This window comes from Pedobacter jaeyakensis, assembly GCF_054461315.1.
In genome coordinates this window covers 1,549,768-1,574,671 of the sequence record NZ_CM136921.1, presented here as the reverse complement: position 1 = coordinate 1,574,671, position 24,904 = coordinate 1,549,768, and the positions used below count along the sequence as shown (strand labels likewise).

The window sequence follows — 24,904 nt, the reverse complement described above, 5'->3', positions numbered from 1 at the left end:
TACAGCAAATTTATCTAAGTTTGGCTAACATATAACCGTCAGGTCGATTTTATTTTGCTGCGCAACGCTATATTGCTATCGTCATCCTGAACTCGATTTACTTAGTAGCCTTCCGCTGCGCTCCAGATCAGGATCTCGCAACAAAATGAAGCTTTGCCAAGGAAGCAACGGTTAAAAATTTAAACAGATGAAAATAACATTGCTCGTTGTCGGGAAGACGGAAGACAAATACCTGATTGAAGGAATAGAGAAATACATTGCCAGGTTAAAACACTACATCGGCTTTAACTTTGTGGTGATTCCTGAAATAAAAAACACCAAAAACTTAAGCGAGGCACAGCAAAAAAGTAAAGAAGCAGAGCTAATCCTAAAAAACATCAGCAACTCAGATCAAGTAATCCTGCTGGATGAGAAAGGAAAAAAATATACCTCAGTGCAGTTTTCCGATTATTTAAACAAACAAATGATTGGGAGTGTTCAGCATGTAGTATTTATTATAGGAGGGCCTTACGGATTTGATGAGCAAATATACAAGCGGACGAACGCTAGCCTTTCCCTGTCAGACATGACGTTTTCACATCAAATGGTGAGGCTGTTTTTTGTAGAACAGTTGTACCGGGCTTTTAGTATTTTAAAAGGGGAGCCCTATCATCACGAGTAGTTTATGGAAATAATGTCCATTAAGCATCATTAGTAAAAATAAGATTATGCGTTTACCATCAGAATATAAAAGGAAATACGAGTTTAAAAGTAATAGAAAAGGCGATCGACTAGGCTATATCATAGCTATTGTCATTTCTGCAATTGCGGTATTGCTCTTCTGGTACTTTGGCTAAACGCCTTGTCCCGTATTTCCTTTAATGATCAAAGACTTACTTCTTCCCGGTTAAAGACTTAATCAAATCAGTCTCTTCAGTTTTGTATGGAGTTCCATCTTTCTTAAAAATCTCGTGGAACCACAATTTAGGTTCAGAGCCATCTTTAATCGGCTCGTCCCAAGCATACTTGGTATTCGTTTTACCGTCAACCAGGCCCCAGTTTATTGCCGCTATCTTTTGCTCCTTCAACATCGGTAAAATCACTTGAAAAGTACTACCATTTCTTCTGGCCATATACTCGGTACAAATCAACGGTCGGTTGTATTTTTTCAATTCATCAATGCGTTTTTGGTGTACTTCAGGTTTATCGTAATTATGATAAGTAATCACATCACTGTTTTCCACCTGAAAAGCATTTAGGTCTTTCAAGTTATCATCCCACACCCCTGCAGAAACCGGTTGCGAAGGATTTACTTCCCTTGCCCAGGTAAATACTGCCTTTAGCAAAGGCATAGATTTGTTGCCGTAACCATTATTGCCAGGCTCGTTGTACAAATCCCACAATAAAATGCGTTTATCTTTCCCAAAGGTTTTAAGGATGTCCTGTACATATGCTTTCAAATATCCCCATTGGTTCGGGTCGTCGTGCACCGCCCTAAGCGGACTCCTTAACCAGCCGGAGTTATGCACTCCAGGCTTCGGTGCCGGTTGTACACCAATCGCGCCATCCGGGTTCCAGCAATCGTCGAAAAAAACCAATAAAGGTTTAATGTGATGTTTCGCGGCGATGTCTAAAAAAGTATTGATGTTCTTCTTAAAACCTTTCGCGTCTTCTTTCCAGGCCAGGTCATGCAAGTAAACTCGAAGCGTTTTCATACCTAAACCTTCAGCCAGGTTTAGTTCCTTATCAATGGCAATAGGATTAAAAGTGGCAGACTGCCAGAATTCCAGTTGGTTAATGGCATAAGCAGGAGTGTAATTTGCTCCAACCATCCATGGCTGGGTAGCATACCAATCGTTCGCCTTTTTCTCGGTCCATTTAACGGCTTGGGCCGAAACTCGACCGACAATAGAAAGTAACATTACTAAAAACAGCGTCGCTGTATATTTCTTCATCGTCTAATTTTTTTTAAAATGAATATGAAGTTAGTAAAAAATGGCAGACCGGAGATCAATTCAGCCTTTTTATGTAACAATTAAAACAAAACAAATGAATGGATTTATAGATGGAATGAATGTCTAAACTCCATTGGTGAGAGTCTGGTCTTGGTTTTGAATAATTTACTGAAAGATTGCAGGTGTTCAAAGCCAAGTTCATAGGCAATTTCGCTCACGGTAAGACTAGTGGTAGAAAGTTTCTCTTTGGCCAGTTCAATCAATTTGTTGTGTAAATGCTGCTGGGTATTCTGTCCGGTTAAAGATTTGAGCAAGCCACTCAGGTAACCAGGTGAAATGTTTAAGTTTTCTGCAATGTAAGTAACGCTGGGCAGTCCTTTTTGAGCGAGCTTACCGCTGGTAAAATAAGCAGAGAGCAGGTCTTCTAGTTTGATCAGAATCTCGTGACTGGCGATTTTTCGGGTAATGAACTGCCGCTGGTAAAATCGCTCTGAGTAAGTCAGCAAGAGTTCCAGTTGCGCAATAATTACAGGCTGGCTGAACCGGTCAATATTCGCATGGTATTCTTGTTCAATATTTTCTGAGATCGTGTTGAGCATGTTCTCCTCCTTATCTGATAAATAAAGTGCTTCATTTACCGAATAATTAAAAAATTCGCATTGCTTAATGGTTTTAGCCAGCGGAGTACCCCATAGAAAATCCGGGTGGATCAGGATCATCCATCCTTCTGGGCGATGCGCCACCGTCCCTTTTTCAACCTCCACCCCAAACACCTGACCGGGCGACATAAAAAATAAGACGCCTTCATCGAAATCACTGGCCTGTTGCCCGTATTTGAATTTGGCGTTCTTTACCCTTTTCATAGCGATGGAATAAAAATCATAAATTATGCTGAAAGGGCCTTCCGCAAGGGGCCTATTCAGGTCGTCCATATGCACAAGGCTAATCAAAGGATGTGCAGGCTTTGGCAAGCCCGCAGCACGGTGATACTCAGTGATGGTATGAAAATGAAAAAGTTGATGTGTGCTCATAACTTAGATGAAGTTCGTTAATTTTTATGGTAAACCGCGGCAAACTCTTTAGCGAAATCGACTAGTTTAACCTCACCCATTCTGGGCTGATTTTGATGAAAATTTTCCAGGGTTTTGCCACTGTGCATCGCTGCCTGCATCTCCATCAGTGTCTCCGCCAGCTTTTCCGGTAATTTTGCTATTTTTAATCCTTGAAGCATTTGTTCGTCCGACAGCAATATCCATTTTAACCAAGGTTTACCTATTGCCGCGCCAATAATATTCGCTGCTTCGTTACAAGTCATTTCTTCACTTCCTACGTAACGAATAGTTTTATCCAATGGCGACAACACCAGTTCTTCAGCAATTGTCTCAGCGATATCTTTTGGCGACACGAAAACAATTCGGTCCTCCCCTCCGTAATTGCCCATCATCAGGCCGATTTTACCCGTTATCAAACACCAAATACCGGAATAACGAAACGTTAGAAATTTGCCAATAAAACCTTTGCCCTTGATTAAATCCATGGACTGGTAAAAGTTAGTGTAGAACGCGGCAGGCCGCATGATGGTAACAGCAGCATCCAGCCCACCCAGTAAGTGTTCCACATTCTCGGCTTTTACCAGGTCCGCGGCCCAACCACTCAGTAGGACAACTCGCTTGGTACAGGCATCTTTAAGGGCTTGGGCATAATTTGACGCTATCCGGTGCAAACACTCACCAAGATCGGGTTCTGTAAAGCTCAGGGGGATCGTGGCATAAACCGCATCTGCTTCTTTGAACGTATCAGTTAAGAACTGAACATCGGAGATGGAGCCAATTTCAGGTATCGCACCTAAGCTTTCAATAGCTTGTTGTTTTTCTGGATCGCTGCTGATCACAATCACCACATGTCCCTGAGAAATTAATATTTCTGTCAGCGGTTTACTAATGTTCCCTAAAGAACCGGTCACGATAATTTCATCCGTTTAATTATTTTCCAAGTGTGTTAATGCTATTGGGTATAAATACCATTTTCAATATCGGTAAGCAAAGTAGAATGGGTAGGTTTCCAGTTTAAATGATCCTGTGTCCAAATACTTGATGCGGGACAATCGATGGCAGCCATTTGGGAAAACCAGCCAAAATGTTCGGGTGCTGCTGCAGGTGCAATAGCAACCAAAGGGAGGCTGAGTTGTTTACCGATGGCTTCTGCAATGGATTTAACGGTAATGGCTTCTTCGGCAGCGGCGTGGTAACGCGCACCAGCTGTAGCGTTTTCTAACGCGAGGCGAAACAAACGGGCTGCATCCAGTCGGTGTACCGCATTCCAGCGGTTCTCTCCTTCGCCGATATAAGAAGATACCCCCTTTTCTTTGGCAATATTAACCAGGATGGGTATAAATCCATGTTGATCATCATCTCCGTGTACCGAAGGTGATAACCGAACAGTTGCGGCCCGAACGCCTAAAGCAGCGGCGACATCTGCGGCTTGCTCTGAAGCACGTGGCCATGCCGGGTTAAACGTAGGAATAATATCTTCGGTGGCCAACTGTCCCGGATTGACCAAAGCTGTACCAGAGGTGACAATAAAAGGGCGGTTAGAGCCGGCCAACACCATACCAATGGTTTCAATTGCTACTTTATCTACTTCGCAAACTTCCGCGAAGCGGGTAAAATCATGTATAAAACCGGCATGGATCACGCCATCTGCGGCAGAAGCACCGCTACGCAAACTTTCCAGATCTTCCAGATCGCCCCGGTGAACTTCCGCCCTTGCGTCAATCAGTTTTTGAGCTGATGCATCTGAACGGGCTAAAGCTAATACCTGGTGTCCAGCACTTATTAATTCCTGCACAATGGCAGTACCGATGAAGCCGGTGGCTCCTGTAACAAATACGCGCATAATTGATTTCTTTTGTTGATACAAATATGGAACGCTTCGACTACTAAGATTTATCCAAATCTGCTTTTGGTTTAGTCAAAATGGCTACACTCATAGATTCAGACACAACATAAATAGATATGGCTAAATACCCAAGCTGTTTTGACAGATATTTGTACTATAAAATAGAAATATGAAAATAGTTATCACAGGTTCATTGGGACACATCAGCAAACCGCTAGCGCTTGCATTACTGCAAAAAGGACACAGCCTCACCGTAATTAGCAGTAATGCGGATAAGAAGAAGGCTATTGAAGAAATTGGAGCCATCGCTGCCATTGGCTCGGTAACCGATGCAGCGTTTTTAGCCAAAACATTTACAGGGGCCGATGCCGTCTATACGATGGTACCACCAGTAAGTTATATGCAACCTGACCTGGACCCGGTGAAGCATTTCAGTAGCATCGGCAAGAACTATGTAGCGGCGATCAGGCAGGCACAGGTAAAACACATCGTTAATTTGAGCAGTTGGGGAGCCCACCGCGATAATGGCACTGGTGGAATTGTGGGTGCATATTACCTCGAGCAAATCATGAACGAACTTCGTCCAGAAGTTAGCGTCACTCATATTCGTCCTGCATCTTTCTATTACAATCTTTTCAGCTTTATTCCCATGATCAAATATAGGGACAGGATCGCAGCCAATTACGGTGCTGAAGACCGTACGGTGTTAGTGGCACCCGAGGACATCGCGGTAGCTGTGGCGGAGGAATTGGAAAACATGGCAGCAGATACCACGATTCGTTATGTGGCCAGTGATGAGTTAACTTGTAATCAAGTGGCGGGTATTCTGGGCGAGGCGATTGGCAAACCTAATCTAAAATGGGAACTCATTTCAGACGAACAGATGCAGCGAAACCTGGGAACAGCGGGTTTACCTGCAAAATCTTCAGCACTTTTGGTTGAGTTGCAGGCGGGGCACCATAAAGGTATAACTGCCGAAGATTATGATATGCACAAACCGGAATTGGGCAAAATAAAGTTGAGAGATTTTGCCAAAGATTTTGCTCTTGCTTTTCAAAAACAGGTATCTTAGAACATGACAGATCTGGGTCCGCAACACATTAAATCTATTGCTGAATTTCATCGGCTCCGGGGATTACCCGGACCTGTGCATCCCTTGATAAGTGTGGTACGCTTTGAAGAAATGAAACAAGAGGCAGATCATCCGCGAAGCTGGGTTCTTGACTTTTATGCCATTGCGCTGAAAAAGAATTTTCATGCGAAGCTTAAATACGGTCAGCAGGCATACGATTTCGATGAAGGCACCATGACCTTTATGGCCCCGGGACAAAAGATAGGGATTGAAGCTAACCCAGACGAGCCTATGGAACATTCGGGTTGGCTGCTGATCTTCCAAGATGATTTTCTATGGGGTACTCCATTAGCTAAAAACATTCGCAAATATGAGTTTTTCGACTACTCTGTAAATGAAGCGCTTTTTCTCTCAGAACAGGAAGAAAGTACCGTCAATGGCATCATGCTGAACATACAAACGGAATATCATCGGAGTATTGATCAGTTTACCCAAAATATCATTATCGGCCAGCTGGACGTGCTACTGTCTTACGCCCAGCGTTTTTATCAGCGACAGTTCCTTACGCGTAAGTTAAGCAACCACGGTATATTGATCCGACTGGAGGAAATACTTAATGAGATCTTCCTTTCAGATAAATTAAGCAATAATGGGATTCCAACAGTATTGTCCATTGCTGAGGCTCTTCATGTTTCCCCAAATTACCTTAGCACTGTGCTGAAGACCCTTACCGGAAAAAGCACGCAACAACATATTCAGGACAAACTGATCGGCAGGGCTAAAGAAATGTTGTCCACTACTGGTCTCTCCGTGAGCGAAGTGGCCTATTTGCTGGGCTTTGAGTACCCGCAATCCTTTAGCAAATTGTTCAAGAGTAAAACCAATCTTACCCCTGCAGCGTTCCGGCAAACCTTTAATTGACATAAAAAAGGAAATTTACCTCCATCCGCAACGATATCATTAAGAAGGCTATCGTTCCCAGATTAAGCTAAGCTTATTTGGAAAGTAATCTTCGGAAGCCTTGAATGAAATTGCTAAGCTGAATTTTTAGATATGGATCCGTACATTCGCCGTCGGCATTGAATTTTCCTTTAACACCTGGCACCACCAGCGCTGCATCTTCGCTAATCCAACCGCCCAGGGTCTTTATTATCAGTCTAAGCTGGGCATGACCGTGTTGCCCATCTGCTGAAGCAGTTATCAAACCTACTGGTTTGTCGAGGAAAACAGTAGTAGCTACGCACCATTCGGTCAAATTTTTAAGCCTTGCCGGGATGCTAAAGATATATTCAGGAAAACAAATTATTACGCCTTCAGCAGAAGCTATCTGATTCAGAAGCCCGGCAACGACAGCGGGCAACTGTTCCGTAAGTGCCGGATCAAAATGAGGCAACACACCCAAATCATCAAACACAGTAACCTGAAAAATTGAGTTGCTCAATTTCATAAGTTCAGTTACGAGCTTGCTGTTGGAAGATTCCTTACTCGCACTTCCGTTAATCGCCAATATGTTGCTGAGTTGTCGTTCCATAATTTCGTCTAATTTCCCCGCAAATTTATGTAATAGCAAAGCCTTCTACCAGTACTCCCTCAGCAAAAAGTTTGCTTCTCAGAAAAGGCCTGACCAGTTTACTCTCGCTTTTGCTTTGCTACTATACTTCCCTTGAAAATTTGCTTCTCAGAAAAGGCCTGGCCAGTTTACTCTCGCTTTTGCTTTACTACTATACTTCCCTTGAAAATTTGCTTCTCAGAAAAGGCCTAGGAAGTTTTGCCCTTCTTCAGGGCAAAAGATTCCAGCCTTTGAAGAGAACGCATATTTTCCTACCTTTGCTCCGCATTAAACGCCGTTTGCACCGGTATCAATGAAACATGACAACATATCAGACACTACTTTACTATTGCTATAGCCCAATAGCCAATGCAGAACAATTTGCTGCAGATCATCTTAAATTTTGTAAATCCTTAAATTTGGTGGGCCGGATTATCGTTGCCGATGAAGGGTTGAACGGAACAGTTTCGGGAACGAAAGCATCCTGCGAAGCATACATGACAGCGATTAAAGCCGATGAACGCTTTGCAAAGACCGATTTTAAAATTGATGACGTAGCAGAACCTTCTTTTATCAAAATGCACTGCCGTTACAAATCGGAGATTGTACACTCGGGTTTAAGAGATCCAAATATCATTGATCCAAATAGACAAACCGGTAAGCATCTGGAGCCTAAAGAATTCCAGAAAATGATAGACCAGGAAGATGTCATTTTACTGGACGTTCGTTCCAATTACGAGCACAACCTGGGCAGGTTTAAAAATGCGGTTACGCTTGACATGGAGAATTTCAGGGAATTCCCGGAAAAGATCAATGAGCTGGCCAAGTATAAGGACAAGAAAGTAGTGACCTATTGTACCGGTGGTATTAAATGCGAAAAAGCATCTGCCCTTTTGCTCCATCATGGCTTTAATGACGTATACCAGTTACATGGCGGCATCATCAAATACGGAAAAGAAGCTGGAGGGGAAGACTTTGAAGGCAAATGTTATGTATTCGATAACCGGATTGCTGTAGATGTAAACGCAGTGAATCCAAAGATCGTCTCTACCTGTTACAATTGCGGAAAGATCACGCCGAAAATGATCAACTGTGCCAATCCGGAATGTAATGAGCACGTAACGCAATGTGACGATTGTGGAGATGAACTTCAAGGATGCTGCTCAGTTATCTGCACCACAAATCCGCGTAAGCGACCATATGATGGGACTGGTTATTACGTAAAGGTACCACAACCTGTTAATCTTGTTAAATAATAAGATAAAATACGTAATCTGGGCACTGCTTCATGCCTTTTGCGGCGTAGCACTGGCCCAGGACATCAAAAACATAGGGGTTCCTTATGTTCAAAATTTCTCAAAATCCACCTACCTTTCCGGCAATCAGAACTGGTCGGTAGCGAAAGATAAAAAAGGAGTACTCTATTTCGGCAATGCCCAGGGTTTGCTAACTTACGACGGAAAGTACTGGCAGCAATACGAATTACCTAACCGGCAAATTGTAAGGGCGGTGGCAACTGCCGGCAACCTGATCTACACTGGCGGCTTTGGCGAATTTGGCTATTGGTCTGACAAGAATGGCCAGCTAAAATATACTTCACTTATAGGATTGATTCCAAGGCCGCACGGCATTAAAGATGAGATTTGGAAGATCTATGCAGACGGCAAGCGGGTACTATTCCAATCGTTCAAAAACATTTATATTTATCAGGATGGTAAGATTAACCTAGTTGGCGGAGACAACACGTATTTATTTCTGCACCGGGTTGGGCAAAAATTTTATGTGGAAAATCTGGATAAAGGCTTATTTGAGCTAATTGGCAATAAACTTATCCCATTAGAAAATTCAGGTACGCTGCAACCGTCACTGGTGATGTCGATTCTTCCATACAAAAATGGAACCTTGCTGATCGGCACCGGTAAAGACGGCTTAATGGTATACGATGGTGATAAATTTAGCGAACTGAATTCACCCGCAAACGCCTTTTTAAAGACCTACCAGCTCAACAACGGCACGCGTCTGCTCAACAGCTATTATGCTTATGGCACCATCCTGAACGGGCTGATCATTATCGATGAAAATGGCAATGTGGTGCAGCGCATCAGCAAATCAAGCGGCTTACAAAACAATACTGTGCTGAGCATGTATGCGGACGAAAGTCAGAACTTATGGATGGGGCTCGACAATGGTATAGACCGTGTAGAATTCAATTCACCTTTATATTCCTATTTCGATAAAGCAGGTCAGTTTGGAACGGTTTATTCGAGTTTGATCCATGGGGATAACATTTACCTGGGTACTAATCAAGGACTTTTCTATAGCAAATGGGAAGCAGGCAAACAATTCAGTTCTTTCGATTTCAAGCTGATCCCCGGATCTCAGGGACAAGTATGGGAACTGGCAGATGTTGATGGACAATTGCTTTGCGGACATAACCAGGGGACTTTCAGGATTGACGGGACAAAACTGAGCCTGGTATCTGGCGAAGCCGGCGGGTGGACCATAAAGAAGCTCAATTCCAATCCCAATTACCTGATTCAGGGCTCTTACAATGGACTGGTTCTGTTTAAAAAGAATGCCGCCGGTTTGTGGGTATTCGACCACAAAGTGAGCGGGTTCTCAGAACCTTCCAGGTATGTGGAGCAGGACGAGCGGGGTGACATTTGGGTTAGTCATGCCTATAAAGGTTTGTACAAGTTGAGATTAAGCGCTGACCTCAAAAAAGTAGTTTCGGTGATTTCCTATGATGAAAATCAGGGATTACCGGCTGACTACAATATCAACGTGTTTTCTCTGGAGAATAAACTGGTTTTTTCATCCAATCATGGCTTTTTTACCTACGACCAGATTAGCAACCGATTTAGCAGTTACGCCGCGCTCAACAAATCTCTTGCGGGACTTTCCAGCTCCAACAAAATTATTCCTGCGGCAGCTAAAAAATATTGGTTTATCAATCATGGTAAAGTCGGCCTGGCCGATTTTAACGAACCCGGCAAACCAAAGATAGATACCGCAACTTTCAATGTGCTTGACGGCAGGATGGTACAGTACTATGAGAACATCAGCCGGATCCGTGATAACATCTACCTGATTAGTGTGGATGATGGGTTTGTGATCTATCATGGCAACAATATCATTTCCGAAAGAAAAAATTCACTGCCTCAGGTTTTGATCAGAAGAGTAGAAGACATTACGGATACCTTTAAGCTCCTGAGCGAAAATGGAGACAATAGTTTAGCCATCAAAATTCCTTACAGTAGAAATAACCTCCGGATCTCTTTTTCCCTTCCCTATTACCGGCAGGCAAAAGTAAGCTTCCAATATTACCTAGAAGGCTACTCGAGGCAATGGTCTGACTGGAATCCCGCATCGCAGAAGGATTTCACCAACCTATCCCAGGGCAATTATGTATTTAAAGTAAGGGCCAGGGTAAACGAAACTTTAAGGAGTGGTGTTACTCAATTTGAATTTACTGTACTTCCACCGTTTTACCTGAGCTACTGGGCATTTGCTTTATACCTGGTGTTCGCGATTGCGTTGGCCTGGCTGGGGAAAATATTATATGAACGTAAACTCCTGCGCGATCAGCAATCCATTACTGCAAAAATGCGTGCCGAAAAAGAAGAGGCGCTGAAAAAAGAAGCGGAAGCAACAGAAAGGCAGATCATAGAATTGCAAACTGAAAAGCTACAGGTAGAATTGGAAGGCAAAAATAGGGAATTGGCCAATTCGGCTATGAGTCTGGTCTACAAAAATGAATTGCTACAGAAATTGAGTCAGGAAATGTTGAAGATCAAAGACTCCAGCGGAAAACTCCTGGGTGAAGATCAGCTGCGCAGGATCCAGAAAGTGATAGAGGAAGGCATGAACGATGAACGGGATTGGAACCTTTTTGAAAGCAGTTTCAATGAGGCGCATGAAAACTTCTTTAAAAAACTGAAGGTTAACCATCCAGACCTGGTGCCTAACGATTTAAAATTATGTGCCTACCTCCACATGAACATGAGCAGTAAAGAAATGGCGTCTTTGTTAAACATTTCCTTAAGGGGAGTAGAAATACGACGATATCGACTGCGTAAGAAGCTGGATGTACCCCATGACAAGAACCTTTCAGAGTTCCTGATGGAGCTATAACACTACATCATTACCACTCATCATCCCTTTTTTCACTACACCAATGCACATTTTTTTTGATGGGGGTTGTAGTAGGCATTATTTATTATGCAAGCATAAAAAAGCCCATTTTAGCGTAGATTAACCAAGATTTAACAACTTGATAACAACTAGTTTTTATGGTGATGTAGTAATGTGAAGGCCACTTTTTTGCATTGCTTAAATAGTGTATGGACATTTAACTAACTAAAAATAACTAAACGTATGAAACGAAGTCTTACAAAGTTTTCTGTTTTTTCTTTTTTATGCTTTCTATTTATAAACACAGCATCGGCACAAAACATTACTGTGTCTGGTGTGGTTACGGACGCATCAGATAAGAGTCCGCTGCCAGGTGTTGGCATATTGATAAAAGGAACGAAGATAGGAACAACAACAACTGCAAATGGCGCTTATAGCATTAACGCGCCCGCAAACGCTACACTGGTATTTACTTATATAGGCTATACGCTAAATGAAGTGCCGGTAAATAGTCAAACCACCATCAATACGGCATTATCTCAATCTGCTGCTCAACTGGAGCAGGTGGTAGTAGTAGGTTATGGTACCCAAAGAAAATTGGATGTTACCGGTTCGGTAGCTACTGTAAAAGGTGAGGATATCTCTAAACAAGCTTCACTAAACCCGGTAAGTGCATTACAGGGGAAAGTAGCGGGCTTATCGATCACTAACGTAGGTACACCTGGCGGAACTCCTCAGCTAACCATTCGCGGTACAAGCACCATTTATGGCAATACTGGCGCATTGTATGTAGTGGATGGCGTATGGTATGACAACATCAACTTCCTAAACCCGGCAGACATTGCGAGCATCAGTATTTTGAAAGATGCTTCCAGTCAGTCTATTTATGGAATCCGTGCTGCCAATGGCGTTGTGTTGGTAACCACAACAAAAGGTAAGAAGGGAGATGCCACCATCAATTACAATGGATCCTTCGGAATACAAAGTGTGACCAATATGGTTAAAATGGCCAATGCCAGTGAGTATGCAACGGCAGTAAATGAGGCTTACGCTTTACAAGGCCAAGCGCCTTTATTTGCCAGCACCGATCTTGGCACAGGAACTAATTGGTACGATCAAATCCTTAGGGATGCGATAGTGACCAATCACCAGCTTTCAGTAAGTGGCGGTTCTGAAAAATCCACCTACAACTTATCATTGGGCTATTTGAATCAGGACGGTATCGTTAAGAAAAATAATTACAAGCGCTACACTGCACGTTTGTCCAACGACTTCCAGATTTTTGAAGCACTAAAAGTGGGATATAATGTAACCGCAACGGCAAGCAATTCAAAAGATGCGCCAGCGAGCATTTTCAGAGCACTTTATGCAGCATCTCCTGTGGTACCAGTGTTCAAGGCAGATGGAACGTACGGTGATCCTAATGATTATAACCTGGGCAACGGAAGTAACATGAACCCGCAGGCCACGCTGGATTATTTTAACCAGACGACCAGCAAGTATAAAGTAACCGGTAACGTTTTTGCCGAGCTTAAGCTGTTCCAGAACTTTACCTTCAGAACCAGCTTAGGCGGTGATTTTGGTCAGGAAGAAGTGCGTGGCTACGTACCTAAATACAAAGCCAGCAATACGCAGCAAAGCACCATTACCAAACTGGACATCGACCGTGTGGAAGACCGCAACTGGATCATTGAAAACACATTGAACTTTGATAAGAAATGGGACGACCATAGTCTGACTGTTTTAGTGGGCCAAACAGCACAGCGTGTGAAACAATATACCATTAATGCAGAAGCACAGGGCGTTCCTTTCAGTTCTGAAAGCGATCTTTATCTGGCCCTCGGTGATGCTGCAACACGCAGTGTACTGGATGCAGGAAAATTAAGCACTTTTGCTTCGTATTTTGGAAGAGTTAACTATTCCTTCAAAAACAGGTACCTGTTAAATGCTTCCTTGAGAAGAGACGGTGCCTCGCAATTCTTTGGTACAGGCAGTACCTGGTCTAACTTCCCTTCTATTGGTGCCGGATGGGTGATCAGTAATGAAGATTTCATGAAAGACCAGCAATTGTTCAGCAACCTGAAATTAAGAGGTAGCTGGGGTAAGGTAGGTAATGCGGGCGTGCCGTTTAATCCATCTACCTTAACTGTAGATCAATCAGCTTCGCTAATTGCTATTTTTGGCGGCAATCCATACACTGGTGCGAGTATCCGCAGCGTTGTGCCTCCCTCATTACTGTGGGAGCGCAGTGCAGGAACTGATGTAGGTCTGGAAATGGGCTTCCTGAGCAACAGGTTGAGCGTAGAAGCGGATTATTACAACAGAAAAACTGAACAGGCTATTTTTGACATTCCGGTACTAGGGAGCATCGGTACAACAAACAGCACAATTATCGCCAATCAGGCCGATATACAAAACCACGGATTTGAATTTTTAGCTACTTGGGCTGACAAGACAAAAGGCGGACTAACCTATTCCATTAGTGGAAATATTGGGATCAATGAAAACAAAGTAACAAACGTAGCCTCTGGAGCCAACCCAATCTATAAAGGTGGCGCAGGTATTACAAGCGGTTATATCTCTACCAGGACGGTGAACAATAGGCCGATTGGTGAATTCTTTGGCTACAAAGTAGATGGAATATTCCAGACACAGGCGGAAGCAAATACCTGGACAAATAACAGTTTTAAAGCAGGTGATTTTAAATACGCCGACATCAACGGAGATGGAACAATCGATCTTCGCGACCGTGTGGTACTGGGTAATCCTAATCCTAAATTCAGTTACGGGTTGAATACTAATTTTGGTTACAAGAGCTTTGATTTGACATTAGATATCCAAGGTGTTGCAGGAGTTGATGTTTTCAATGCCAATCTGAGCAATCGTTTTGGTAATGAAAATTATACCGCTGATTTCATTAAAAACCGCTGGACTGGTGCCGGATCTTCAAACACTTATGCCTCTGCTAGTTTGGCAAGCGGATTGAATAACGCACCCAACTCCTTTTATGTAGAAAAAGGAGATTATATCAGGCTTAGAAATGTGCAGTTGGGTTATACACTGGCACAATCCCTAACCTCTAAATGGAAAATGCAAAAGCTTAGGGTGTTCCTTAACGCACAAAATGCGCTGAACTTATTTGGATATAAAGGCTTTAGTCCGGAAGTAGGTGGAACACCAACGAACGCCGGGATAGACACCAATGTGTACCCGCTCTATGCAACTTACAACTTTGGGGTTAACGTAACATTTTAATCGAATTTAACATGAAAACAACTATAAATATACAGTCGGGCTTTACCGCAGCAGCGCTTTGCGTGTTGTTATTAACCGCCTCCTGCAAGAAAAGTTTCCTCGATGTTCCACCACAGGCACAGCAGCCTGCAGTTGAATTCTGGAAGACACAAGATGATGCTCTTAAAGGCGTAAATGCCATCTATGCACAACTTAGGAGCTGGAACAATGTGGCCTTTAATGCGATTTGCATTGAAAGTACAGGTTCTGATGAGGCAGATAAAGGCAGTACGCCAACTGATGCCACCTTCTTTAATCTTTATGATACTTTTACCGTGACCTCTACGCAAGGTGCGTTGCAGGATTTCTGGACGGGTCAATACCAGAACATTAACCTTTGTAATCAGGTATTGGACAATGTTCCTAACATTACTATGGACGAGGCCTTAAAATCCCGTTACCTGGCAGAAGCTAAATTTGTAAGGGCTTACTCCTATTTTCGGCTAGTTCGCGCTTATGGCAGAGTAGTGTTGCGCCTGCATGTGCCAAAAGATGCCACAGAATATAACATGCCTCAATCTGATAAATCAGCTGTTTACGCTCAAATTGAGAAAGACCTGACCGATGCGGCAGCGGTACTTCCAGCTTCTTATGGAAGTACAGATTTGGGCAGAGCGACAAAAGGTGCAGCCATAGGACTTCACGCTAAAGTAGCGATGTATCAAGCGAAATGGAGTGACGTGCTGACCTACACCAACCAGGTGATTGGAATGGGCTATAACTTATTTGGAGATTTTGAGAAAGGATTTAGGACACAAAATGAAAACAGCGTAGAATCCTTATTTGAAGTACAGTGCGAATTGGTTGCGGGCAACGGTGATGCGTCAAACTCACAATACAGCCAGGTGCAGGGTGTTGCCGGCGTATCCGGTGGAGGTTGGGGTTTCAACACGCCATCTGAAGCATTGGCCAATGCTTTTGAAGCAGGAGATCCAAGAAGAGATGCCACCATCATATTCAGAGGAGAAACCACCCCAGAGGGTGACGTGATTCCAAATACGGTACCAAATGAGCGTTACAATCAAAAATCATATGTTCCATTTTCTCAATATGTTTCTGGCTTTAACGAGGGTGCGCAACAAAATGTGCGTGTACTGAGATTTGCAGACATTTTGCTGATGAATGCAGAAGCAGCCAACGAGCTTGGTGATGCTACACTTGCTAAAACATCTCTAAACAAAGTAAGGGCACGTGCCAGGGGCGGCAATGCGGCAATCTTGCCGGATGTGACTACTAGTGAGAAACTTGCATTGCGTAACGCGATATGGCACGAGCGCCAGGTAGAACTGGCCATGGAGTCTGACCGTTATTTTGATGTGATCCGTCAGGGTCGCGGACTGGAAGTTTTCGGTCCGAAAGGCTGGAAAGCAAATAAGAATGAGGTATGGCCTATCCCTTCTACAGAAATTGATCAAAGCGGGGGCTTACTTACCCAGAACCCAGGATATAATTAATTCATTTTAATTACTTTAGAAGTTGCCGGTACACAACCGGCAACTTCTATGAATCAAAGCACATGGTAAAATACATATTGACTTTTCTGGTAATGGTACTGGCAACACAAGTAGCCTGCACACAACAAAAAAACAATAGTCTGGACCCGAACCTGAAAATAAGGAAGAACCTGACCGATGATCAATTACTCGATCTGGTACAAAAACAGACCTTTCGCTACTTTTGGGATTTTGCCCATCCGGTAAGTGGTATGGCCAGGGAGCGCAGCAATGCTTCTTTTGGTTACGGGGATGAAGTAACCACAACGGGTGGTACTGGTTTTGGGATAATGGCTGTTGTAGTAGCGGCCGACAGGCATTGGATCGCGCGCGACAGTGCATCCCGATTCCTGCTCAAAATGGTGAAGTTTTTAGGCAAAGCAGATGCTTACCATGGTGTATTTCCGCATTGGTTAAACGGGCAATCCGGTAAGACCATTCCCTTTAGCAGGAAGGACGACGGGGCAGACCTGGTAGAATCTTCTTACTTATTCCAAGGATTACTAACTGCAAAACAATATTTCAATGCAGACAACCCGATTGAGAATGAACTGCGCGGACGAATCTCTGGATTATGGGATGAAATAGAATGGGATTGGTTTACAAAAGGAGGAGAAGAAGTATTGTACTGGCATTGGAGTCCGAATAATGGGTGGGCGATGAACTTCCCGCTTCGCGGTTATAATGAATGCCTGATCACTTATGTATTGGCGGCATCTGCTAAAAGATATTCCGTTCCTGCTGCAGTTTACCACAGGGGTTGGGCCCAAAGTAATTTCTTTAAAAATGGCAAAGAATTTTACGGTTATAAACTCCCATTGGGATTTGATAGTGGCGGTCCGCTTTTCTTTTCCCAGTATTCCTTTTTAGGGTTGGACCCACGTGGGCTGAAGGACCAGTATGCCGACTATTGGGAACAAAACAGGAACCATACCCTGATTAACCGTGCTTATGTATTGGCAAATCCTAAAAATTACAAAGGATATGGCGCGAATAGCTGGGGATTGACTGCCAGCGACAGTTGGCAGGGATATGCAGCACATTCCCCCTCGGAAGACCTTGGTGTGATTAGCCCGACTGCCGCACTTTCTGCTTTCCCTTACACCCCCGAATTCTCGATGAAGGCGCTTAAACATTTCTACTTTGACCTGGGCGACAAGATTTGGAGCAAGTACGGTTTTGTAGATGCCTTTAGTGAAGAGCACAACTGGTATGCAAAATCACACCTGGCAATAGACCAGGGCCCCATCATTGTGATGATTGAAAATTACAGGAGCGGATTGCTCTGGAAACTCTTTATGAGTAACCCTGATATCCAGGCCGGCTTAAGCAAGCTCGGTTTTGAATCACCTATTTTAAAAAAATAATACATGAAAACTACCCCTCTTCTTATACTTGCCCTACTCTTGACTTCCCTGACTGCTATGGCCCAGCAAAAGAAAACTGTGCCAGCTGCCGATCAAAAGATGAATACCTTCATCAACAATCTGCTCAGCAAAATGACCATAGATGAGAAAATCGGTCAGCTAAACCTGCTCACCGGCGGCGAAGCCACGACAGGTTCCGCGGTGAGTACGAATGTGGAAGCAAAAATAAAGAACGGACAAGTAGGCGGTATTTTTAGTATGACCACGCCGGCGAGGATTAGAAAAGCGCAAGAAATTGCGGTTAACCATACCCGATTAAAAATCCCAATAATTTTTGGTCAGGATGTGATCCATGGCTATAAAACAACTTTCCCTATTCCGTTAGCTTTATCCTGCACCTGGGACATGTCGTTGATCCAGCAAACAGCAAGGATCGCCGCGACCGAAGCGACTGCAGACGGATTAAATTGGACTTTCTCACCTATGGTTGATATTTCCAGAGATCCCCGCTGGGGCAGGATTTCTGAAGGATCTGGAGAAGATACTTATTTGGGAACCCAGATTGCTAAGGCAATGGTAAAAGGCTACCAGGGCGACGACCTATCGAAATACAATACGATGATGGCCTGTGTAAAACATTTTGCCCTTTACGGTGCAGCTGAAGCCGGCAGGGATTACAATACCACAGATATGAGTATGGACCGTATGTATAATGATTACCTGCCACCATACAAAGCGGCTGTAGATGCCGGTGCAGGAAGTGTAATGACCTCATTCAACGACATCAACGGTGTTCCGGCAACTGCAAATAAATGGCTAATGACAGACCTGTTGCGTAAGCAATGGGGATTTAAAGGCTTTGTGGTAACCGACTATACAGCCGTGAACGAACTGATAGACCATGGGTTGGGCGACCTCAAGACCGTATCCGCTTTATCGCTGAACGCTGGCGTAGAGATGGACATGGTTGGTGAAGGATTTTTAACCACTCTCAAAAAATCATTGAAAGAAGGAAAAGTAAAACAAACACAAATAGACAATGCCTGTCGACTGGTGTTGGAAGCGAAATACAAACTTGGGCTTTTTGAGGATCCATTTAGGTATTGCAATGAAGAACGTGCAAAAAAGGAGATCCTGACACCGGAGAACCTGCAATTTGCACGTAAAGCGGCCGGGCAATCTTTCGTACTGTTAAAAAATGAAAACCAAACACTGCCACTTAAAAAGGCTGGAACAGTAGCACTAATTGGGCCGCTTGCGAACACTGGCACTAACATGCCAGGCACCTGGAGTGTGAACAGTGATCTGGCCAATACCAAATCCTTGTTGGAGAGCATGCAAACTATCCTGGGCGATAAAGTTAAAATACTGCACAGCCTGGGTGCCAACCTGGTTGGCGACACTGCCTACCAAAAAAGGGCAACCATGTTTGGAAGAGATATCCCCAGGGACAGCCGCCCGGAAGAGGACATCATAAAGGAGGCTGTTTCCATCGCCAAAAAAGCTGATGTAATAGTTGCCGCGCTTGGCGAAAGCTCTGAAATGAGTGGTGAAGCTTCCAGCAGGACAAACCTGGAAATACCTGAAGTGCAAAAGAGGTTACTAGAAGCATTATTAAAAACCGGAAAACCGGTGGTGCTGGTTTTATTTAGCGGAAGGCCGCTAGTGTTGAACTGGGAAAACCAGAACGTACCTGCCATACTTGATGCATGGTTTGGTGGTACTGAAGCTGGTGCTGCCATTACAGATGTATTGTTTGGCGATGTCAATCCATCTGGTAAACTGACCACTACATTTCCACAAAACGTTGGGCAGATTCCGCTGTATTATAGTCATAAAAACACAGGAAGACCACTAAAAGAAGGCATGTGGTTCTCTAAGTTTCGCTCCAATTACCTGGATGTAAGCAATGAGCCCCTCTACCCTTTCGGTTTCGGCTTGAGCTATACCACGTTTAAATACAGTAACCTTCAATTGAGCAGCAATAAGCTGAAAGCAGGTGGCAATTTGAATGTGAACATCAGTGTGAGCAATACAGGAACTGTTGAAGGTCAGGAAGTGGTACAACTATATCTTCAGGATTTAGTTGGGAGCACTACCCGCCCGGTAAAACAGCTGAAAGGATTTCAAAAGATCAGTTTGAAGGCAGGAGAAACGAAAACACTGACCTTCAAGATCAGTGTGGAAGATTTAAAATTTTACAATAGTGATCTGAAGTTTGTTGCAGAGCCAGGCGACTTCAAAGTATATGTTGGCGGAAATTCAAGAGATGTGCTGGAAACAAGTTTCAGTTTGATATTGTAAAACAGTATCTTGACTAAAATTTCTTATCAATGTATAATCTAATCAAACCTTTATTGATATTATTACTACTTTCTACCGCTGCTTACGGGCAAAACAAGCCATTCTGGGACGAGATATCTGCGTTCAAAAAAAGTGACAGTATTGCGATGCCTCCTAAAAATGGGATTGTATTTGTAGGCAGTTCATCCCTAAGGATGTGGAAAGACCTGGAGGAAACGTTTAAAAGCTATGATGCCATAAACCGGGGCTTTGGCGGATCGGACCTGGTTTCTGCAAATGATTATATCCAGGAATTGGTATTGAAGTATAAGCCCAGACAAGTGGTGATCTATAGCGGGGAAAACGATGTGGCGGCCGGTGTCAATGCAGAGGATACCTATAACCGCTTTGTTACGTTTTTTACAAACGTACGTAAAGGCTTACCAAAAGCGACCATTACTTATGTATCCATGAAACTGAGTCCATCGAGGTCCAAGTTTTCTGATGTAGTTTTAACAGCAAATGCGTCCATAAAGGCATACATTGCCAAGCAAAAAAATGCAAGTTTTGTAGACGTTACCTCTAAAATGCTAGACGAGAATGGCAATAACAGACTGGAACTTTTCCAGTCGGATATGCTGCATATGAAACCGAAAGGCTACGAGATTTGGGCAAAAGCAATCACGCCGTATCTGAAAAAGAAATAGTTAGATTCTCTTATATATACTAAATCAATCCGCAAATGACTCCTTTGAAATTGATTGGCGCTGCTTTATTCCTATTCAGTACGCTGAGCAGTACTGCACAGGATTTAAGCAAATTTGATAAAGGAAATTTTATAAAGGGTAAAGACAGTATCTATTACAGGATCCTGTTTCCTTTAAATTTTGATCCCGCAAAGAAATATCCCATCGTATTCTTTCTGCACGGCTCCGGAGAAAGGGGAAACGACAACAACAGCCAGCTTACACACGGTGGTAAACTGTTTCTTCAGGAAGACAACCGCCGCCGGTTTCCGGCAATAGTTGTATTCCCACAATGTAGCAGCGATAGCTTTTGGGCCAATGCTGACCTAAAATCAGGCTTAAATGTGAGTGCAGACCGTATATTTGCTTCAGGTGGTAAGCCTACCAAATCCATGCATGCCTTATTGGGTATGATTGACAATTTTCTGGACAAACCTTTTGTAGATAAAAAGCGTGTGTATGTTGGCGGCCTTTCTATGGGTGGAATGGGCACTTATGAATTGCTGAGGCGCAAGCGGAAGACATTTGCCGCAGCTTTTGCGATCTGCGGGGGCGACAATATTGCAAACGTACAGAAATACAAAAAGATCCCTTTATGGATCTTTCATGGAGAAAAAGATGATGTGGTACCCGTGGGATTATCAAAAGCTATTGCCGATCAGTTAGTAGTTCTCGGCGTAAAGCCCAAGATGACGCTGTATGTTAACGACAATCACAATAGCTGGGATTCTGCATTTAAAGAACCCGGGCTATTGCAATGGCTGTTTGCTAATCACAAATAATTATTCTGCCATGTTGTGGTATACGGCCTGGACATCGTCGTCTTCCTCTAGCTTATCAATCAGTTTTAATACATCTGCAGCTTGTTCTTCACTTACTTCATGATGAGACAATGCGATACGCTCCAGTTTCGAACTTTTTAATTCAATCCCCTTCTCTTCTAATGCTTTTTGCAATGAACCGAAGTTTTCGAAAGCACCCTGTGCTACAGCGATATCATTTCCATCTTCATCAGCTTCTACATAAAGCTCATCCAATCCGGCATCAATCAATTCAAACTCCAATTCTTCCAAATCAATCGCATCAGTTGGCACAAACCTGAATATAGATTTCCTGTTGAATACAAAATCAAGGGAGCCGGTCTTACCCAAAGTGCCACTGGTCTTATTAAAATAACTACGAACATTGGCAACGGTACGATTGGTATTGTCAGTAGCCGTCTCTACAAGAATTGCGACACCATGAGGGGCATAACCTTCATAAACGATCTCTTCATAGTTGGCCATGCTTTTATCTGAAGCTCTCTTAATAGCAGCATCAACACGATCCTTAGGCATATTTACAGCCTTAGCGTTTTGAATGGCGGTACGCAAACGTGAATTGGTTTCCGGATGCGGCCCATTCTCTTTAACGGCCATAACGATATCTTTACCTATGCGGGTAAATTGAACGGCCATCTTGGCCCAACGTTTAAATTTCCTTTCTTTACGGAACTCAAATGCTCTTCCCATTGTAGTATTTAGTAGTTAGTATTTAGATGTTAGATATCAGTAGTTAGAAGCCAGTGGTTAGTACATCGGGTAGGTTCGCTCCCTGCCCAAATACTAACTACTTCATACTACCTCCTATTTTTTTAAATTCTTTAACATATCACTTGTCATTTTTGCAAGATCAAACTCAGGCTTCCATCCCCAGTTGGCACTTGCAACACGATCATCAATCGACCTCGGCCAGCTATTCGCAATGAGCTGCCTTGGATCATTTTCATTGTAAGTTAATGTAAATTCAGGAATATGTTTTCTGATCTCAGCGGCTAGCACTTCCGGCGTGAAACTTACCCCTGTAAAGTTATAACTGGAACGAATGGCAATCTGCTCAGATGGTGCGTCCATTAATTCTATGGTGCCGCGAATGGCATCATCCATATACATCATCGGCAATTCTGTCTCTGCATTTAAAAAAGAAGCATAACTTCCCTTTTTTAATGCCTCATGAAAAATATGGATGGCATAATCAGTAGTACCACCACCAGGCGCAGCCTTCCAACTGATCAATCCAGGATAACGGATACTCCTCACATCCAATCCAAATTTCTGATTGTAATATTCACACCAGCGTTCGCCTGCCAGCTTGCTGATCCCGTAAACAGTATTCGGATCCATTACACAAAACTGCGGCGTATGGTCTTTGGGCGAATTAGGTCCGAAAACGGCTATTGAACTTGGCCAGTATACTTTTGCTGTTTTATAGGTAATAGCGAGATCAAGAATATTCAATAAGCCATTCATATTTAAATCCCATGCCAGTTTTGGATTCTGTTCGCCGGTAGCCGACAATAGCGCAGCAAGTAGGTAAACCTGAGTTGGTTTGTATTTATTAAAGAGGCTATTTAGGGTTTCCTTTTCCAGCACGTTGACAAACTCAAATGGCCCGGAATTCTTGATGTCGTAATCCGGGCGTCGGATATCGCAGGCCACCACGTTACTTTCGCCATAGGTTTTTCGAAGGGCGGTTACAAGCTCGGTGCCGATCTGTCCGTTTGAGCCTAATACTATAATTTTTTCAACCATGTTTTTTCTTGAATTGGGCAAAGTTATAAAAATGAAACAAAGCTCTTTAAAATCTTTTTAGGAATACAAATCTGTAGGGCAATTATATGAAAATAAATAAAGTGCAGCTGATATAGGCCTTTAAGCACTTGAAAGGCACAATAAAGGGTATAGGTAACAAAAACATTATATTTTTACTTAAATTGTGTATTTAGAACACTAACTATTTATTTTTTCTTAATATTACAAAACGAAAGACATTTAGCACACAACTATGTCACCAAACCGCCAAATATGAATTGTCCACCAAAAGACCTTACAGTGTTAAATACATATACTGCATTAATCGGTGTGTGGCCGGCGCATTGGTAGCCTCTTGTTCTGTGCATTAGTAATAAAACCAGTAACAATTTAAGTTAATGAAAACGAGAAAAATTAGAATGGGTATGGTAGGCGGAGGTAAAGATGCATTTATCGGAGCTGTTCACCGTATCGCTGCAAACATTGACGGGCAAGTAGAATTTTGCTGCGGAGCCTTAAGTATCAACCCGGAAGTAGCCAGGGAATCTGGCGAAATGCTTTTTCTTCCTGAAGAGCGCATTTACCTCACCTACGAGGAAATGATCGAAAAGGAAAGCAAGCTTCCTGCTGATCAGCGCATAGATTTTGTAACCATCGTTACCCCTAATTTTGCGCATTTCGGACCAGCAATGCTGGCGCTGGACCATGGTTTTAATGTGGTGATCGAAAAGCCAATCGCACTATCGTTAGAAGAAGCAAAACAATTACAGCAAAAAGTTGAAGAAACCGGACTGCTTTTATGCCTTACCCATACTTATTCTGGCTACCCAATGGTTAAACAAGCCAGACAAATGGTGAAAGACGGCGTTTTAGGCAAAGTTAGAAAGGTGATGGTTGAGTATCCCCAAGGATGGTTGAGTACCTTGACTGAAAGAGAGGGCAATGCGGGTGCTGCATGGCGTACTGACCCAAAGAAAAGCGGTAAAAGCGGATGTATGGGTGATATAGGCACGCATGCTGCTCAGTTGGCAGAATACATTTCTGGTTTAAAGATCAGCAAGCTATGCGCAGACCTGAATATTGTAGTGGAAGGTCGCGGCTTAGATGACGATGGAAACGTATTGTTGAAATTTGATAACGGCGCGAGCGGTGTCTTATCTGCTTCCCAAGTTGCTGCTGGTGAAGAAAATGCGTTAAAAATAAGAGTTTATGGAGAAAAGGGTGGATTAGAATGGCACCAGATGGAGCCGAATACTTTGTTGGTAAAATGGCTTGACCAGCCTGCACAGGTTTACCGTGCCGGACAAGCTTATCTTTCTGATGCAGCGAAACACAACACGCGTGTACCGGGCGGACACCCTGAAGGTTATCTGGAAGCATTTGCAAATATCTACCGCAATTTTGCGTTAACATTATCAGCGAAGATCCATGGAACTACTCCTACTGAAGCGATGCTGGATTTCCCGAAAGTGGAAGATGGTGTTAGGGGTATGGCATTTATTGACAATGTAGTGGCGTCAAGCCAGTCTGACCAAAAATGGTTTGATTTTAAAGTATAAATAAG

General features: G+C 43.3%; 20 protein-coding genes. 13 read left to right on the top strand and 7 right to left on the bottom strand.

Features of this window, described 5'->3' with window-relative positions; genetic code table 11:
• Window positions 1-187 precede the first annotated feature (187 nt).
• Together rlmH and ACXZ1K_RS06940 are read left to right on the top strand one after the other, a co-directional pair.
• Window positions 188-661, top strand: a complete 474-nt coding sequence (gene rlmH, locus ACXZ1K_RS06945) for a 23S rRNA (pseudouridine(1915)-N(3))-methyltransferase RlmH (protein ID WP_458972660.1) — start codon at window positions 188-190, stop codon at window positions 659-661.
• Window positions 662-707: 46 nt separating this feature from the next.
• On the top strand, window positions 708-836 hold the full coding sequence (locus tag ACXZ1K_RS06940) for a hypothetical protein (protein WP_458972659.1): 129 nt from the start codon (window positions 708-710) through the stop codon (window positions 834-836).
• Window positions 837-872: 36 nt separating this feature from the next.
• Here ACXZ1K_RS06940 and ACXZ1K_RS06935 read toward each other — a convergent pair whose 3' ends face one another.
• From ACXZ1K_RS06935 to ACXZ1K_RS06920, 4 genes are all read right to left on the bottom strand, one after another.
• Window positions 873-1,934: a glycoside hydrolase family 2 TIM barrel-domain containing protein gene (locus ACXZ1K_RS06935; protein WP_458972658.1), complete on the bottom strand. Its 1,062-nt coding sequence runs from the start codon at window positions 1,932-1,934 to the stop codon at window positions 873-875.
• Window positions 1,935-2,038: 104 nt separating this feature from the next.
• The gene (locus tag ACXZ1K_RS06930; protein ID WP_458972657.1) at window positions 2,039-2,965 is read right to left on the bottom strand and encodes a helix-turn-helix domain-containing protein; all 927 of its coding nucleotides are present in this window, start codon (window positions 2,963-2,965) and stop codon (window positions 2,039-2,041) included.
• Between the two features lie 17 nt (window positions 2,966-2,982).
• Window positions 2,983-3,897 carry an NAD(P)H-binding protein gene (locus tag ACXZ1K_RS06925; protein ID WP_458972656.1) on the bottom strand — a complete coding sequence of 305 codons (915 nt, stop codon included), beginning with the start codon at window positions 3,895-3,897 and terminating at the stop codon, window positions 2,983-2,985.
• A gap of 41 nt (window positions 3,898-3,938) precedes the next feature.
• Window positions 3,939-4,829, bottom strand: coding sequence for an SDR family oxidoreductase (locus ACXZ1K_RS06920; RefSeq protein WP_458972655.1), 891 nt, complete (start codon window positions 4,827-4,829; stop codon window positions 3,939-3,941).
• 172 nt (window positions 4,830-5,001) lie between these two features.
• On the opposite strand from ACXZ1K_RS06920, the gene ACXZ1K_RS06915 reads away from it, so the two are divergent.
• Window positions 5,002-5,904, top strand: a complete 903-nt coding sequence (locus ACXZ1K_RS06915) for an NmrA family NAD(P)-binding protein (protein WP_458972654.1) — start codon at window positions 5,002-5,004, stop codon at window positions 5,902-5,904.
• Window positions 5,905-5,907: 3 nt separating this feature from the next.
• Window positions 5,908-6,825 carry a helix-turn-helix domain-containing protein gene (locus tag ACXZ1K_RS06910; RefSeq protein ID WP_458972653.1) on the top strand — a complete coding sequence of 306 codons (918 nt, stop codon included), beginning with the start codon at window positions 5,908-5,910 and terminating at the stop codon, window positions 6,823-6,825.
• 73 nt (window positions 6,826-6,898) lie between these two features.
• On the opposite strand, the gene ACXZ1K_RS06905 is transcribed toward ACXZ1K_RS06910, so the two are convergent.
• Complete coding sequence (locus ACXZ1K_RS06905; protein WP_458972652.1) at window positions 6,899-7,435, bottom strand: NADPH-dependent FMN reductase; 537 nt, start codon at window positions 7,433-7,435, stop codon at window positions 6,899-6,901.
• A gap of 338 nt (window positions 7,436-7,773) precedes the next feature.
• Between ACXZ1K_RS06905 and trhO the strand changes: the two genes are divergently transcribed.
• The 8 genes from trhO to ACXZ1K_RS06865 all read left to right on the top strand — a co-directional run bounded on the left by trhO (window position 7,774) and on the right by ACXZ1K_RS06865 (window position 21,552).
• A complete protein-coding gene (gene trhO, locus ACXZ1K_RS06900) occupies window positions 7,774-8,709 on the top strand; it encodes an oxygen-dependent tRNA uridine(34) hydroxylase TrhO (RefSeq protein WP_458972651.1) in 936 nt (311 codons plus the stop codon).
• Window positions 8,699-11,587, top strand: coding sequence for a ligand-binding sensor domain-containing protein (locus tag ACXZ1K_RS06895; RefSeq protein WP_458972650.1), 2,889 nt, complete (start codon window positions 8,699-8,701; stop codon window positions 11,585-11,587). Before trhO ends, ACXZ1K_RS06895 begins: the two co-directional genes overlap by 11 nt.
• Window positions 11,588-11,830: 243 nt before the next feature.
• A complete protein-coding gene (locus tag ACXZ1K_RS06890) occupies window positions 11,831-14,842 on the top strand; it encodes a SusC/RagA family TonB-linked outer membrane protein (protein ID WP_458972649.1) in 3,012 nt (1,003 codons plus the stop codon).
• Between the two features lie 11 nt (window positions 14,843-14,853).
• Entirely contained in the window at window positions 14,854-16,335 is a 1,482-nt protein-coding gene (locus tag ACXZ1K_RS06885) for a RagB/SusD family nutrient uptake outer membrane protein (RefSeq protein WP_458972648.1), read from the top strand.
• A gap of 62 nt (window positions 16,336-16,397) precedes the next feature.
• Window positions 16,398-17,741: a glucoamylase family protein gene (locus ACXZ1K_RS06880; protein ID WP_458972647.1), complete on the top strand. Its 1,344-nt coding sequence runs from the start codon at window positions 16,398-16,400 to the stop codon at window positions 17,739-17,741.
• 3 nt (window positions 17,742-17,744) lie between these two features.
• Window positions 17,745-20,045, top strand: a complete 2,301-nt coding sequence (bglX, locus tag ACXZ1K_RS06875) for a beta-glucosidase BglX (protein ID WP_458972646.1) — start codon at window positions 17,745-17,747, stop codon at window positions 20,043-20,045.
• Window positions 20,046-20,074: 29 nt separating this feature from the next.
• Entirely contained in the window at window positions 20,075-20,731 is a 657-nt protein-coding gene (locus ACXZ1K_RS06870; RefSeq protein WP_458972645.1) for a GDSL-type esterase/lipase family protein, read from the top strand.
• 35 nt (window positions 20,732-20,766) lie between these two features.
• Window positions 20,767-21,552: a carboxylesterase family protein gene (locus ACXZ1K_RS06865; RefSeq protein ID WP_458972644.1), complete on the top strand. Its 786-nt coding sequence runs from the start codon at window positions 20,767-20,769 to the stop codon at window positions 21,550-21,552.
• Here ACXZ1K_RS06865 and ACXZ1K_RS06860 read toward each other — a convergent pair whose 3' ends face one another.
• Together ACXZ1K_RS06860 and ACXZ1K_RS06855 are read right to left on the bottom strand one after the other, a co-directional pair.
• Entirely contained in the window at window positions 21,553-22,281 is a 729-nt protein-coding gene (locus tag ACXZ1K_RS06860; protein WP_458972643.1) for a YebC/PmpR family DNA-binding transcriptional regulator, read from the bottom strand.
• Between the two features lie 114 nt (window positions 22,282-22,395).
• Window positions 22,396-23,340 (bottom strand): NAD-dependent epimerase/dehydratase family protein, encoded by a 945-nt coding sequence (locus ACXZ1K_RS06855; protein ID WP_458972642.1) that lies wholly within the window; start codon window positions 23,338-23,340, stop codon window positions 22,396-22,398.
• 398 nt (window positions 23,341-23,738) lie between these two features.
• Here ACXZ1K_RS06855 and ACXZ1K_RS06850 point away from each other — a divergent pair, with 398 nt between their 5' ends.
• Window positions 23,739-24,899, top strand: a complete 1,161-nt coding sequence (locus tag ACXZ1K_RS06850; protein ID WP_458972641.1) for a Gfo/Idh/MocA family protein — start codon at window positions 23,739-23,741, stop codon at window positions 24,897-24,899.
• Window positions 24,900-24,904 lie beyond the last annotated feature (5 nt).